The sequence below is a fragment of the Verrucomicrobiota bacterium genome (assembly GCA_027622555.1).
In the GTDB taxonomy this organism is placed as follows: domain Bacteria; phylum Verrucomicrobiota; class Verrucomicrobiia; order Opitutales; family UBA2995; genus UBA2995.
In genome coordinates this window covers 1-15,321 of record JAQBYJ010000119.1, presented here as the reverse complement: position 1 = coordinate 15,321, position 15,321 = coordinate 1, and the positions used below count along the sequence as shown (strand labels likewise).

The window sequence follows — 15,321 nt, the reverse complement described above, 5'->3', positions numbered from 1 at the left end:
TATTTTTATCATTCATACACTGTGGCATATAACAGGAGTGTAGTCTATCCTAAAGATTGATCAGTAAGCGGAGCATTCCTGAAGGCGCAATGGACGCCCAACGAACTCGCGGCGATACCACTCTAGGCGATGTTGTCGTTACCAGGCAGCTGGACAAGGCGACTCCGAAGCTGTTTGAAGCCTGCGGTAACGGAACTTTCTTTCCCGAGGTCGTCCTTACGCTTCAAAAACAGGTTGGTTCTGGTGAGCAGGTCGACTACCTGAAGATTACCATGACGGATGTGATCATCACTTCGGTATCAACTGGAGGCAGTGGTGGCGAGGACCGGCTTACCGAGAACGTGTCCTTGAATTTCACGGAGGCAGATGTGGTATATACCGTTTATCAGGACAATGGCACTTCTACCGGTATTGTTTCAGGAACTGTTCAGCAAAGCGTAGGCACTCCTTGATCGGTTGGGACATGATCCGACCTAAAACCAATTCCACGATTTGGATTCTGCTGGGATTCCTCTCATGGGTTGTGATGACTCCCATTTCGGCGAGTGCGACCACCCTCACCGCCACTATTTCTGCCACCAGTGATTACGAGGCCTATCTCTCCATCTCCGGAATCGTTCCCGGATCATTGTTTTTAGACAGTTCCCAGATTGCAGAATCTCCCGGGACCGGAGAAATAGAATTGCAGACCGGAGTCATCCACTACCTTCACATCAAAGTAAAAGCCGGGTCCGATTTTCCCTCCAGTTTTATTGGAACATTTGTGCTGAGCGACTTAGGGTTTATTTTCCCCAATTTAAACACCATAATCTCGACCAATTCAACGCATTGGATTGTCAGCCGTGAAGGCTTTGGCGTGAAACACGCCTATCTGGCTAACCTGGGAGTGAACGGAACCAACCCTTGGGGAACGGTTTCTGAACTGGATCCGCTGGCCAGCTACCTCTGGTCGGAGGTCGATGCCGGAGACCACTATTTTTCTATCGCCATTTTACCGACGGATTCAACGTCCCGGCGTTTTACCGTGGGTGTCCAACCCGAATTTAACAGTATCGAGGGCATCCTGACCCAAACCCAGGGTGTTCCGTATCAACTAAGCTACCAGGATGGTCCAAGCCGGGGATTGGGCATCGCCTATCCGGGCCGAATCGGTGCGCGGTCAGAGGAAACCCTTGTCCAGGGTCCAGGCGATCTGTACACCGCTTCCTGGGCGGGATACGACTCGCCTGATTATATTTTAACAACAACCGGCAGCGAAACCTCCGCCGATATTTCCCTCAATTTCATGGTGAACGGAAACATGCAGGGAGGAGCGGGAAAAGGTGGGTTACCCGTGGAAGTTTCCACGGCTTCATCCTTGGTGGATGTTTATGTTCAAATAAATAACGAGTCCCTCTATTTCATTCGAGGCACCCTTACTGCCCGGCATGAGGTCGGCACAGAAACTCCCGGGACGGAAGTTACCGTGTCGGATTTATTTGGTCGTGACCTGTTTCCAGCCGATGTTACTGGGGATGCCGGAGACTTTATGGCCGAATACAATGTCACCATCGACAAGCTGTTCACCACTTCCGCTTATACTATTCAGGTGGGAGTTCCATTCAGCGTGAAAATGGACAATCAGGTCCTTTCCACGGCTAAAAGCGATCTTGGCCACGCTGCTTCAAAAATAGATTTTACCGGGGGCGTCAGTTTCCCGACCACAGGCAATGTCTTCAATGTTCCGGCAGGATTCACCGTTAATTCCATTTCCGGGCGGGTCGCCGATAACAAGTTCGAAGGTCCAGTGGAACCTGCTGAGGTATTCGCAGAAGGAATGTTTCTCCAGTTGCCGGATGTTGAAGGGGAGTCCAATGCGAAAGGTCGCGAGGGATGGATCGACCTGGTCTCGATATCCTCTGGAATTTCCCGCTCGAGGGGAGGATACCTTACCCTACCTCCATTGTTGGGGGACGTGGTGGTCACAAAATATCTCGACAAATCCTCACCCAAACTTGCGGAGGCCCTCAGCAATGGAAGGCTGTTTGACGATGTAGTGGTTGAAACCAACCAGGTCCTGCCCGGCGACCGCTATTCTAATTTCCAGTACCGGTTAAACGGGGCGATCGTCACCGCATACCGGTTGGCGAGTGATCCTTCAGAGTCAGTCCCACTCTAAGGGGTCTCATTCAATTATGATTATGTGGATTGGGTCTGCCGATCGTTGGACGGTGGCGGAAATAGCCAGGGCGAAGTCAACGCCTGGTGGGATGTTTCCACTGGGCAGGGTGGCTCCGAATCCAAATCCGGAGATAACAATCCGCCGTCCTCGGATCCCGTTGGAAACCAGTCGGTCGGGTCGGGAGCCTCCGCTTCCGTTGATATCTCAATCGATGATATGGAAACTCCTGCGGAAAACCTGACTGTGACTGTGTCCACCTCGCGACCTGATTTAATTGGAGAGCTGGTCGTAACCGGGACCGGTGCCAATCGCCAGATATCTTACAAAACGTCCGCGCTCCGTTCCGGATTTGGGTCCATACTGTTAACTGTTTCAGACGGAATAGATTCAAGAACCACCTCTATCCCCGTTTTAATCGATGTGGAAATGACCCCCTTTGAGGGATTTCTGGCCGCTTATTTTACACCCGAGGAAATGGACAATCCGCAGATTGCTTCGCCCATCCTGGACCCAGACAAGGACGGCATTCTTACCATCATCGAGTTTCTCCTGGGTACCAATCCCATTGAGTTTAACAAGGCTTCTGAAGCGATTAAAGTAGCCCATATCTCCGACGATGTATCGTGCAAGCTCACGTTGGAATTCAAAAAGCGAAAGGATGAACCAAGCATCCGGGGCTACATCTGGGCCAGCAACAACTTGAAAGACTGGGAACGTATGGATAGCTCCAATCCGCTTTATGAGGAATCTGGCTTGCAGGGTGAAAATCCATTGTTCGAGCAGACGACGGCTACGATCACTTTCCCGGACGTTTGTAAGGAGCCGCACTTCATTCGCTACCAGGTGCAGGACGTGTTTTGACCAGGGCTTTTTCCAGCATTCGGGTTTATTTTTAATCGACGTGTCTAAAAGGTTGCCAAGGTTGAATCTGGAAATCTACTTTCCCCCGTTTAATCTTTGAAATAACAGATGTCTGAACTAACTGGAAATTGTCTGGTGGCCCAATCGGGTGGCCCCACAGCGGTAATCAATGCGAGTGTAGCTGGAGTCGTAAACGAAGCCCTCAACTACGAATGTATCGAAGAAATATACGGAGGTCTGAACGGAGTTTTGGGTATCCTGAATGAGGATCTCATAGATCTGGCTAACGAGTCGCAGCAAGCCATCCGTGGTCTTCAATATACGCCTGGAGCCGCTTTAGGCACTTGTCGTTACAAACTCAAAAAAGCCTCCGATTTTGAAAGAGTGCTTAAAGTTTTTGAAGCGCATAACATACGCTACTTTTTTTACATAGGCGGAAACGATTCGCAAGATACTGCGAACAAAATTTCCCAGCTAGCCAAGGAAAAGGGTTACGAACTTCGTGTGATCGGAATTCCTAAAACGATCGATAACGACTTGGTAGCCACGGATCACTGCCCAGGGTATGGCAGCGTTATCAAACACATTTCCACCCTGGTTCGCGAGATGGCTTGTGACCACGAATCGATGGGGCAGGGCGACCTGGTTTCCATTCTTGAGGTTATGGGTCGCAATGCTGGCTGGATTGCTGCTGGTGCGTCGTTGGCAAAACGCCGTGACAAGCCGAATGATCCTCCTCACCTGATTTATCTTCCCGAGGTGGCTTTCAATCCAGAAAAATTTAAAATCGACGTACAACGGATTCTTTCCAAAGAGCGTTATTGTATGATTGTTGTAGGCGAAGGCCTTATTGACGCCGATGGCAACTATGTCCACACGAGTTCCGGTGCGACCGATGCGTTTGGTCACAGGCAACTGGGAGGTGCTGGAAATTACCTGCGGGAGTTAGTCGAATCAAGCATGGGGGTGAAGGCCCGCACAGCGAAGTTTGGTATCAGCCAACGCACAGCGGCGACCCACATTTCAAAAACTGACAGCAATGAGGCCATGCTAGTCGGCCGCGCGGCCGTTAAAGCAGCAATCAGAGGCGTGACCGATAAAATGGTAACTCTTATCCGCAGTGAAGCTGACCATTATGTTTGCGAGACGGGTCTTACTGATTTGTCTGTAGTAGCCAACGGAGTTAAAACGATTCCAACGGATTGGATTAACGAAGATGGGACGAGCATGAGCTTTCAATTTGTGAAGTATGCTTCACCGCTTATTCAAGGTGAGATTTCTATTCCGCATGACAATGGTCTGCCGACGTTTGCTTCGTTATCGAAGACGCGGATTTACCGATTATTGGAAACTTACCAAGCGGAGTAAGCCAACCCGACTCTTTTCATTTAACAAAAAGCCCGAGACGGAAATCTCGGGCTTTTTGCAGAGTTTTGTTACCAATTATTGTGCTGATAAACTGCGATCCTAAACGTTATAATACTTCTCCCAACCCTTTCGAACCGGTGGACCTTGCAATATTTGATTAGCGCGCTTGTTGTTTTTGAACTGCTTTTTCTTTGAGTCGAATTCCAGTGTTCCACCTACGTGCTGAGCGACCACACCGAGCAGAAATACCTGGGTCAATGGACCGGATACACTGAAAGGTGAACGGACTTCTTCCTGACCCTTACAGGCCAAAACGAAATTCATATAATGGTCTGAATTTTTGCCGGAGACCTTGGGCAGAGTAGGGGCCAGCTCGCGGTATTTCTCTTCCGGGATTATGCGAAGGGTGTCGCTGTGAGTTCCTCCGAGAAAAGTCAGCTCCTTGCTGTAAATGTATTTACCGTTTTTGCGAATAGTGGGGTTAGGTCCCATTTCTTTTGGCGTATCGGGTATATTTTCCACACCGTCATACCACCACACTTTTACCGGAGGCATGGAACCGCGCTTTGCGAAATCGAAACGAATGGTGGAAGCCTGTGGAAAGATATAGTCGTTGGGTCCATCTCGTTTTTCGGCTTCAATCGTTTCAGGTAATCCGAGTTTCAGAAAGCGATGACAGGTATCAAGAATATGGGGACCCCAGTCACCAAACGCGCCATTGCCATAGTTGAACCAGCTGCGCCAGTTGCCGGGGTGCAGTTTTTCGTTAAAGGGGTTCACCGGACGGGCCATGTTCCACAGATCCCAATCGATGGTATCCGGCGCTTTCTGTTCTTCGTAACCTGCTATGTCCCAGCCATGCCAGCGACGCGGGCTGTTCATATACATGACTATCCGGTCCACATCTTTGATCACACCCGCTTTTTCCCAGACTTTGAACTGAAAGTAGTTGGCACCGGAGTGTCCCTGGTTGCCCATCTGAGTCACCAGCCCGGTTTTCTTTTCCGTGGCCATAAGCAGCTCACACTCCTCGAAGGTATGAGCCAGCGGCTTTTCCACATAGACATGTTTGCCGCGCGCCATTGCATGCATGGTGATGGGAAAGTGCGAGTGATCGGGCGTTGTTATGCAGACCGCATCAAAATTATCGCCTTCCTTATCGAATAGCTCCCGGTAGTCCTGATAAGCCGGTGGATGTGGATATTTCTGGCGCATGTCAGAAGTCCAATCGGATCCGATATCTATATCGCAGATAGCCACAATATTCACGAGCTCAGTATCAAAAAATCCATCCATGTTGCTCTTGCCGCGACCTCCAATACCGATGAAGGCCATGTTCAGTTTTTCGCTGGGGGCTGCTCCTTTTGGTTTAGCACCTTTTGATTGGGCAACTGAAATGTTGGGCAGGAACAAAATGGATGAGGCGGCAGCAGAACTTGCCAAGAACGTGCGACGATTTAACTGATTGGTTTTTTTATTCATAATTATGGGTAGTTTTATTTCTTTTGCGGCAATGGAAGGGGTAGGTAGTCGGCTTCCCTAACCATCCATTTAGTGAGTTTAATTCTTAGATCATTTTCCAATGATTGAAAGGCTTTTGTCCCGGCCAGGTTGTGAATCTGGTTGGGGTCCTGGTTTAAATCATACAGCTCAAACATCGGGCGCGGTTGGCTGAAATACATCTGCTCATGAACGGGATCGAGCTTGCCCGCATTGTAAGCTTTTTTAACTCCCTCCCAGGCTGATTTGCCGTCCATGTCGACGGGCGCATAGGGCAACTTATACAGAGCGTTGTATATTAAAACATGGTCACGAGTGGTTACCGCACGCGAAAGATCGAGATGCTGGGTCGTTGTTGGCAGACTGGATCCATGGGCACTGCGCTCCGTGAATACATAGTCGCGTTCAACATACGCGTCGCCCTTAAGAGCTGGTAGAAAACTGACTCCGGTCATCGATTCCGGTACTGGCAACCCGACTGCTTCCAAAATCGTGGCCGACAAATCTTCACCGCTAATAAGCACATCCGAAATGGTTCCGCCTTTAGCTACTCCGGGATAGCGCACCAACAGTGGAACGTTGCAACCCGCCTCGTAGAGCGTTCCTTTTCCACGAAGAAGCGGCTCCCCGTTATCTCCCATAAAAATAACCAATGTGTCTTCCTTCAGTCCGCGTTTCTCGAGGACATCCATCAGCATGCCGAATCCACGATCAAGATCGTACAGTGACAGTAGAAACTTACGGTAGTCTTCGCGAACCTCGGGGACGTCAGGAAAACGGAACGGAAGTTTTAGTGTTGCCGCATCGAAGTCGACGTCCGTGACATTCCCGATCCAGGTTCGGTGAGTCTGCGTGAAACCGAAATAGAGAAAGAAGGGTGTTTCGTCGGGAACTTCATCGAGAAAATCCTCCAACAATTTCGGCACAGCTTCGAGGCCTTCCTCTCCTCGTGTTCTCTGGATGACCGCGTGGTCAAAGCGCTCATCGATATACAATAAGCCTGATTCCTCCAGTTGGGCCATCACGTCGGGATGTCCGGAACTTCGTCCACGCAAGTGATGGTATCTACCTGTTAGCCCAACGTAATACCCATTCTCCCTCAATACATCGGTAAAGAACGGGAACCGCCTTGGAGCGGGCTGGGTAAAGCGTGTGATGCCCAAGGCAACGGGTGAGCGACCAGTGAAAATCGATGCACGTGACGGAGCACACTGAGGAGCGGTGGTGTATGCGCGGTCAAAGCGTACACCTTCTGACGCAAATTGATCGAGGTGTGGGGTTACCGCGTCCGTGGTGCCGTAAGATCCCAAATGAGGGACGCTATGGTCATCCGAAAGGATGAGAAGAATATTGGGGCGAGCGGAAAGATGGCCTAGAAACAGGTGAATCAGTAGGAGACCACTGAAAAAATGTAGGAGCAAACTTGTTAGCGACCCGATGGATTTACCAATCGCGGTTAAAACCGCTCCTACACCTTCCAATCGAATTTGCTGATGATGTCCCACCTACAGTTCCCGGATCTTGATACTCCTGTAACTCACACGGTCGTGATGATCGGTGAGGGCGATAAATCCCTTTTCTCCCAGTCCAAATCCTTCATATTTTGCATACTTACTTTTCGCGATCAATGCGTTGAAGCTATCTGAGCCGCGTTCGTATTCCAGCACTTTGAAATCGTTCAGCCAATGCTCTACATGTCCATCCGGCTTGACGATAATTCTTCCATGGTTCCAGTCATCGATATTTACGGGAACCTTGCGGGTGGAAACTTCGCGCGCTGCTGGGATGAGATCATAAAGGGAGGCGCAGGTGCGATTGCCACCAACTCCCTGGCTTGCATCCGGATGAACCTTGTCATCGAGGATTTGATACTCGAGTCCCAAGGCCGCTTTGCCGCCTTCCGTTACAAAATATTTGATTCCACTGTTGGCACCCTTGGTGGGTAAAAATTCAAAATCGAGTTCGAATGCCCCGTATTGATCTACGGCTACAATATCTCCTCCACCCGGATCTTTTCCATCTTCATCCGCAAGCACGGTGAACGAGCCGTCCTTAACTTCCCATCCATCTTGGGGGAATTCCGGTTCACTAATTTTTCTCCAACCCTTGGTGGTTTTGCCATCCCACAACAGTTTCCAACCCTGGTTCTTTTCCACCATGGCAAGGTTATTAGGTAATAGGTTTCGGATGTAAAATCCTTCGTTCTTCGTTGGTGTTTTGACGTCCGTGTTAATGCGAATATTGCGCCAGGCAACTTCTTTGCCCAAGGCGTCCGAGTTATTCCCGACTCCATGCACCTGCAGGGCAATGAAGCCTGACGAGGTGAGATCATCGATCAAATGAGAAACAGGACTGCCGTTCAGCCAGGTGCGGATGGAAGTGCCTACACACTCAATCCGGACTTTATTCCATTCACCTTGTTTAAACAAGGTCTTGGCTTCCGGGTGTAGGTCAACCGGGTAAAGCCAACCACGGCGAGCTTCATCGTAAATGCCGGCTGTCCAGCGACGAATGGCGGTGTCCAACTCGAATTGATACCCATGTACACGTCCTTCACGATACTCAGGAAAACTGTGGCTGCGAAACTGGATTCCCGAGTTAAGACCCTCGTCAATTTTCACTTCAAGCTCCAGAATGAAGTCTCCATAATTCTTGTCCGAAGCCAAAAAGGTGTTAGGCGATTTCGGAACGCTTTTCCCTACGATGGCACCATCTTCAATTCGGTATTCAGCCCAGCCATTTTTAATGGTCCAGCCCTTCAGTGATTTCCCGTCGAAAAGATCCACCCATTCGGCGTGAGATGTATTTCCGATTATTCCGATTAACAGTATATATGCGAGGGAGCTGAGCTTTATAGGTGGTTTTTTCATAGCGATAATTGATTGAATAAAAGACTTACGTGTTGGCTTACCATCTGAAGAAAAGATTCTGCAGACCAGGTTCCTTGCTTTGGAATAATCAAACACGTGTGTGATAATTTAGAATTCTTTCTATGTTTTGGTTAATAATTGTTTAGGGGTAGGGCAAAAAGCTCAAAGGCCTCGTTGATTGAACTTAAAATCACAAAACCATCGCAGTGCCTGTGGCAATCTAGAAACGTCTATTCCGCTTTGTTTATACTAGTTCAATAGCTTTTCCAAAGGGATGGAAGGAATAACGCCAAAATGGTATAAAACTCCAATCGCCCGAGAGCCATAAGCAGTGACAGCACGAGCTTTGTGTAAGGAGCCAATGGGGCAAAATTATGCGTAGGTCCTACTTCACCTAATCCCGGGCCAATATTGAACAAGGTTGCCAAAACAGCGGATAGGCTACTTTCGATATCCAGGCTCGGTTCCATGAAGCTGACCGTCACCGAACCTAAAAGAACCGTGACACCAGCCAATCCAATAAAGAATAAGGTATCTGTTCGCAGTCGATCGGAAACAGGGCGACTGTTAAGACTAACACTCATGATCCGATTGGGGCGAAAGGAAGAACCAAGCTGTAGCTTCATACTCTTCAAAAACAAGATCCACCGGCTGAGTTTGATGCCGCCCGCCGTTGATCCTGCGCAACCGCCTATAATCATAAGCAGAAGTAGAATTTCATCCGACAGGGGAGGCCATGCCCCAAAATCAGCAGTCGCGAACCCGGAAGTTGTCATGATAGAAACAACCTGGAAGGCCGAAATACGAAGCGAATTTAGAAAAGTGAAATTGTCCCCAACAAGGAACAGGTCCAGACCAACCACAAAGGTGGCTACAATTAGAATGACGAAAAATACCTTTGATTCTTCATCCTGTTTCCAGCGGCTCCAACCTTTCTTAATGATCCAGGCATAGAGAATAAAATTAATGCTCCCCAGAATCATAAAAAAAATCAGCCACAGTTCGATACCCAGGCTGTCGAAATGGGCAATACTGTCGTTGTAAGTGCCGAAGCCACCCGTGGAAACAGTTGCAAATGTGTGGCACACCGAGTCGAAGAACGACATGCCGAGCAATTTCAATCCTACGAAACAGCTTATCGTTAAACCGAGATAAATGATCCAAAGTCGACCTGCCAGCTCCCTGGTGTGGTTGGCTAAACCATCCGTATCCATAGCAGAGGATTCGTGTCGAAAGATGGCTCGACTGCCGATTCTGAAAGAGGAAAGCAGTGCCACAAATAATACGATGATTCCCATTCCGCCCAGCCATTGAGTCAGGGCTCGCCACAACAAAATACTGTTGGAGACTTGGTCCAGGTCTATGATGACCGAGGCACCCGTAGTTGTGAAGCCTGACATCGATTCGAAGATGCTATCGACCACACTTAATCCTGGCTCAGCGAACATATAGGGGATGGCCCCGAACAAAGTACATACTAACCACCCGACCCCAACTGCGGCTATGGCCTCTTTTCTGAGCAGATCTTTCCGCGTATGTCGACCGACCAAAATACATGTAACGCCCACCACTGTGCTGGCCAACGTCGAGATCCCAAAGGCTCGTATTGCATTCATGCCACCTGCGAACGTGTAATCAATCCAACTGTAGAGCAGGCAGGCGCCTTGGGTTAGTCCAAGCAGAGCCAGGAGGCCACCAATAACCTTGATGATGATTCGGTAGTTCATTTAGCGCGTGAGCACTTTGAGTAAGTGTTTCCGAGAATTGGGCAGTACCACGGAGTATAGCGAATCTCCTGCCTGAATTACATCCTTTCCGCCTGGAATGATTACCTTGTCGTTTCTAAGAAGTGTAACGAGGCTGCTGTTTTTGGGCCATTCCACCTCCTTAACCAATTTCCCTGCCACCCGAGCTCCCTCGCTAACCGTAATTTGCACGAGTTCGACCTCTTCCGATAGATACCCGACCGAGTAAAAGTCCTTTGAGTCCACAAATCGAACCAGGTCCATTAGGTTAACCTGTCTGGGACTTACTGTCGCCAAAAAGCCAAACGGTTCAAGGTGTTGTGCAACGACGAAAGAATTGTCTGCATTATGAACAAGCGGAATAACGTATTTTACGCCTAAAGTCTTGGCCTGGAGACAGGCCATTAAATTGTCCTCGTCGTGGTTGCTCATACCTATGAAGAAATCTGCTTTCTCGATTTGCTCCTCTTTTAGAAGTTCAACCGAGCGGCCATCCCCATGGACGATCACCGCATGAGGCAGTTTGGTTGATAGCCAGGTACACACCTCAGCATTTTCTTCAATAATGCGCACTTTATTTGGCGTGTTCTTTAGGAGCATAGCCAAGGTCAGTCCGTAGTCACTCCCACCATAAATGGTTATCTTCCTGCTTTCATTGAGATGATTGTCTGCTTTCAACATCTCGGCCAGTTCCTCCACAAAGGTTTGCTCGCCAAAAAGAGTAAGGCTATCATTCGGTTCTAGGACATCGTGACCTTGTGGAATAATAACCTCCTCTCCACGATGGATGACCGCTACTCGGACCAATTGCGGAAGCGTCAGAGATTGAATGGGTGTTTTCAACAACTTGGAATCCGGAGACACATCAATTTGTTGAACTTTTATACGACCCCTGCCGATTTGTTCGCTTGTCGAGGCTTCCGGATTTAGAAAGTACTTACTTATTTCGAAGGCCACCAACTGCTCGCTGCTAAAAACATAATCGATTGAAAAGTGACTTTGATAATCGAATGTTTTTTTGTCTGATTGAATGGGTACATCTACTCGCGCAATGGTTTTGCGACAACCTAACGCTTTGGCGATCGAAGCAGCCAACAGATTTACATGCTGGTTGTCCGTGAGTCCGATGAAAAGATCAGCAGTCGCGACGCCACCATCGGCTAAGACACTTGCCTGTGCTCCGTCTCCACAGATCGTACCTACATCGAGCACGTCGTTCAACGACCCCACAACGCTCTCCGATTTTTCGATGAGTTTTATTCTGTGATTTTTATTGGAAAGATGGTTTGCCAGAAACCTTCCGGTATCGCCGGCTCCTAGGATTACGATTTTCATATGTTAAAGCTGCTGAAATGCTCGCCTCTAATGAGGTTCAGGAAATTGAAAAGGTTAAAGGTCGAATCTTCGACCAACTTGTTTCGGTCAGGATGTCGAAACGACCTAGATCAGCAGGCGGCAGTACTTCAGAAAAATATGGCTGGTCGGCAAATGTTGAGGACCCCGAATTTTTGATCGGACTTGCCTGAGTGTATCTGCACTTTTTGGGCAGTTACGCCCTCCGTTAATCATATTAACGGATTCTTCTTTGTTTTCGTTTTCCAATTCCTCTTGGCAATCGACGGCAGGATCGACTTCCCAGTCAATTTCGCACGCATGACTCGATCCACTCGTCAGCGCGATGATGGCTAAGACCGGCAAGGCCAACCGAAAAAATCCGGAGACAGCTTGAAGAAACATTTGCGGACAGCTTTTCCCTGATTAATTCTAAGTCAATAGCGCTTTCCAGCATCCTAGTTGCTCTTTACCATTTCCGAGCCCTTGCTCATCTAACCTTGAGGCATTTCATCGCTCAATCAGAAGCTTGCTCAGTTTCAATGTGGAAGAAACCTCGTTTGCGAATTGGGAGGCTATAAAATGTGGCGACTTAAAAATCGAGTCTCTCGCCAGCATCGACCGGTGTCTCGTTTCATTTTAGCCCGAAGGCTGTCCTGATTTTTTTTATAAACTTTATTTCCTCCTCAGCCAGCTCCCAGTCCGAGTAAAACAACAGCTTGCACATTTTTAAGGCACGAAATTTTATCTCTGACGTTTTCAGACGGGTACTTATCTCATTGAGATAGCTATTTTTCTCCGCCTCGGATTGGATGAGATCGAGGGTGCGTGATTTGGATTCCTGGATGTAATCTCCGATTAGCTGTTCAGACTTCCAGTTAAAACGCTCAATGTTTCGAACAAAGATTTTGTCCTCGTTCAAGGCCAGTTCATTGTCGGCGTAAATGCAAAGCAGGAATAGATCAATCATGGCCTCCCGCTGGTCCTGATTCAGGCCGTCGGCCACTTGCTTTGTTTCCCCTTGGGCGAACAATTTTTTAAGGCTGTTGAACATCTCGAACTCCCGGGTTGATTTTTTTTGAACACTTTAATAATCAGCACCGGATCACAAGTGAAGGATTAAACTGCCGGTTTTACGAAAATCGCCTGGATGGGGTGGACAGGACTGCGCGTTAAGGGCTCTCAATATACTAAGAGAACACGCGCGAATCGAATCTCCAGTACCTGCACGAAGGCTCTATACTAACAGATATCGCCTGGATCTTCTGGCGCCGCTTGATTGACTTCAGCTTGCTAAGCCGCGGTAAGAGTGAACCGTTCCCTTCCTATTTATTGGCTATTCAATCAGAGTAGTGGATTGCCTTTGGGGCTGTAGCTTTCCCGAAAAGATTAAAATGGATCGCCGTGAATTTTTCACGACGCATAGGCTCCCTGCATGCCGCCTAGAAGCTCCAGAAGCGAGGGATGAAGATAACCGACAGGATCCAAAACAGGATGCTGAGGGGCACTCCGGTGCGCAGGAAATCCGTATACTTATAGCCGCCCGGGTTGTAGATCATCGTGTTTGTCTGGTAGCCTACCGGGGTCGAGAAGCCGGTCGAGGCAGCAAAAGTGATGGCCATTAAAAGCGGTCGTGGATCGACGCCCATTTGCTCTGCGGTCGAAATGGCGATGGGCGCGAGAAGTACGGCGGCCGCGTTGTTGCTCATGGTATCGGTCATCACCGAGGTCATCAGGTAGACTACCGCCAGCACTGCCACGGGTCCCAGATGGCCAACCAAGCCCACTGCATTACCGGCGATGTCGCCTGCCGCACCGCTCTTCTGCATGGCAATGCCCAACGGCAGGATCCCGGCGAGGAGGAAGATCACCTGCCAGTTGATCGCGTGGTAGGCCTCTTCGATCCGCAGGCAGCGGGTGAGCACCATGGCCAGGCAGCCGAGTAACGAAGTAATCAGGATCGGCAAGACGTTGAAGGCGGCGAGTCCGATGACGGCGGCAAGAATCGCCAGCACGACCGGTGCCTTGTGCCGGGCCGTCACTTCCGTTACCTCGTCGAGCACAATAAAGTTTTCATCGTTTCTGAGTGCCTTGATCTGGTCTTCGTGTGCCTGAATCAGCAGCGCATCGCCGAGGCCCAACTGAACCGAGTTGAGCTTGTCACCGATTGTCTCGCCCCGCCGCTGGATCGCCAGGACCAGCGACTTGTAACGGTTGCGGAAATCGAGATCCTTGAGATTGTGGCCGATCAGGTCCGATGCCGGTGCAACCAGCGCCTGGACCAGCCGCAGGTCTCCAGACTGGAGGGTCTCGTCGTGAAGTTCGAACTCAACGTTCAGCTCCAGGCGAGCTGATTCACGAAGCTGTATCAGCTCGCGGATCTTGCCGCGCACCAGTAGTACGTTGCCTTCCTTGAGGGCCTCCCGCGAAGGCGCCCAGACCGACTCGGTCACGTGAAGGAGACGCAGCACGGTCACGTCGTGGTCCTGGCCCAGGCGACTTTCCACGACCGTCTTGCCGATTAGCGGCGAGTTCTTGCCGATGCGCAGCTCGGTGATGTAATCGCCCAGTTGGTAGGCGGCAGCGAGTTCCTGCGCTTTGCGCTCTGGGAGAAGCCAACGACCGAAAATCAGGAAAAAGAGGACGCCCGCTACGAACAGAATCAGTCCCATGCGGCTGAACTCGAACATGGTGAACGCGCCGTATCCGGCTTGATCCGACATCGAGCTGACCAGGAGATTCGTCGACGTGCCGACCAGGGTGCAGACGCCGCCGAACTGCGAGGCATAGGAGAGCGGGATCAGCAGCCTAGAGGCGGCAATCTTGCGCCGGTTGGCGATGATCATCACAAGCGGAATGAACACCGCCACCGCGGCGGTATTATTGATGAACGCCGAGATCACGGTGATCGTCCCCATGATCACGACCAACGCGGAAAAGTAGTTCTTGCTGAAGCGGAGCATCACTTGCCCGATAGCTGCCGTGGCACCGGTCTTCTGCAGACCCGCACTCAGGACGAACATGGCCGCCACGGTGACCGTCGCTGGATTGCTGAATCCGGATATCCCCTCTTCGGGGGTGACCAGGCCCAGGAGCAGGAGCGTACCGAGCACCAGTAGAGCAACAAAATCGATCGGGAATTTTTCCGAGATGAAAAGCACCACCGCTCCGAGGAGGATGATCAGCACAAGTATGGCGTCGAATGACATTGAGTGATAGGGAATTGCTTTCTAGCGGCGAAACCCTTCGCCCGCGCTGAGAGCAGGATGCGAGATGGAGTTGTTAGGGCTGAGAGTGCAAGTTGAACTCATTAACAGAAGGATTTGATGAATTTTCAGAAGAAGAATGACCGGGTTGGTATTAAGTTTAAAAACAAAGATTTCAATGATGGGGTAAACCGTGAATGGCACTGGCTAGACCCTGTTCGAAAAGCCTTCCGGAAGGAAGGTTTTCTTTTTTTTGGTTCGTAGTTCAGGCTTGAGGA

12 protein-coding genes are annotated in these 15,321 nt (G+C 49.8%); 4 read left to right on the top strand and 8 right to left on the bottom strand.

The window, feature by feature from the left end; genetic code table 11:
* Positions 1–89 precede the first annotated feature (89 nt).
* The 4 genes from O3C43_21205 to O3C43_21190 all read left to right on the top strand — a co-directional run bounded on the left by O3C43_21205 (position 90) and on the right by O3C43_21190 (position 4,390).
* On the top strand, positions 90–452 hold the full coding sequence (locus O3C43_21205) for a type VI secretion system tube protein Hcp (GenBank protein MDA1069012.1): 363 nt from the start codon (positions 90–92) through the stop codon (positions 450–452).
* 11 nt (positions 453–463) lie between these two features.
* The gene (locus O3C43_21200; protein ID MDA1069011.1) at positions 464–2,158 is read left to right on the top strand and encodes a type VI secretion system tube protein Hcp; all 1,695 of its coding nucleotides are present in this window, start codon (positions 464–466) and stop codon (positions 2,156–2,158) included.
* Positions 2,159–2,182: 24 nt separating this feature from the next.
* On the top strand, positions 2,183–3,022 hold the full coding sequence (locus tag O3C43_21195) for a hypothetical protein (protein ID MDA1069010.1): 840 nt from the start codon (positions 2,183–2,185) through the stop codon (positions 3,020–3,022).
* 108 nt (positions 3,023–3,130) lie between these two features.
* Positions 3,131–4,390 (top strand): 6-phosphofructokinase, encoded by a 1,260-nt coding sequence (locus O3C43_21190; protein ID MDA1069009.1) that lies wholly within the window; start codon positions 3,131–3,133, stop codon positions 4,388–4,390.
* A 99-nt stretch (positions 4,391–4,489) separates the two neighbouring features.
* On the opposite strand, the gene O3C43_21185 is transcribed toward O3C43_21190, so the two are convergent.
* The 8 genes from O3C43_21185 to O3C43_21150 all read right to left on the bottom strand — a co-directional run bounded on the left by O3C43_21185 (position 4,490) and on the right by O3C43_21150 (position 15,046).
* The gene (locus tag O3C43_21185) at positions 4,490–5,872 is read right to left on the bottom strand and encodes a Gfo/Idh/MocA family oxidoreductase (GenBank protein MDA1069008.1); all 1,383 of its coding nucleotides are present in this window, start codon (positions 5,870–5,872) and stop codon (positions 4,490–4,492) included.
* 14 nt (positions 5,873–5,886) lie between these two features.
* On the bottom strand, positions 5,887–7,395 hold the full coding sequence (locus O3C43_21180; GenBank protein ID MDA1069007.1) for a sulfatase: 1,509 nt from the start codon (positions 7,393–7,395) through the stop codon (positions 5,887–5,889).
* Positions 7,396–8,760, bottom strand: a complete 1,365-nt coding sequence (locus tag O3C43_21175) for a DUF1080 domain-containing protein (protein ID MDA1069006.1) — start codon at positions 8,758–8,760, stop codon at positions 7,396–7,398. It abuts the gene before it with no gap.
* A 254-nt stretch (positions 8,761–9,014) separates the two neighbouring features.
* Positions 9,015–10,487 carry a TrkH family potassium uptake protein gene (locus tag O3C43_21170; protein ID MDA1069005.1) on the bottom strand — a complete coding sequence of 491 codons (1,473 nt, stop codon included), beginning with the start codon at positions 10,485–10,487 and terminating at the stop codon, positions 9,015–9,017.
* Entirely contained in the window at positions 10,488–11,840 is a 1,353-nt protein-coding gene (gene trkA / locus O3C43_21165) for a Trk system potassium transporter TrkA (GenBank protein ID MDA1069004.1), read from the bottom strand.
* Between the two features lie 105 nt (positions 11,841–11,945).
* Positions 11,946–12,242, bottom strand: a complete 297-nt coding sequence (locus O3C43_21160) for a hypothetical protein (GenBank protein MDA1069003.1) — start codon at positions 12,240–12,242, stop codon at positions 11,946–11,948.
* Between the two features lie 229 nt (positions 12,243–12,471).
* Positions 12,472–12,891 carry a hypothetical protein gene (locus tag O3C43_21155; GenBank protein MDA1069002.1) on the bottom strand — a complete coding sequence of 140 codons (420 nt, stop codon included), beginning with the start codon at positions 12,889–12,891 and terminating at the stop codon, positions 12,472–12,474.
* Positions 12,892–13,279: 388 nt separating this feature from the next.
* A complete protein-coding gene (locus tag O3C43_21150; GenBank protein ID MDA1069001.1) occupies positions 13,280–15,046 on the bottom strand; it encodes an SLC13 family permease in 1,767 nt (588 codons plus the stop codon).
* Positions 15,047–15,321 lie beyond the last annotated feature (275 nt).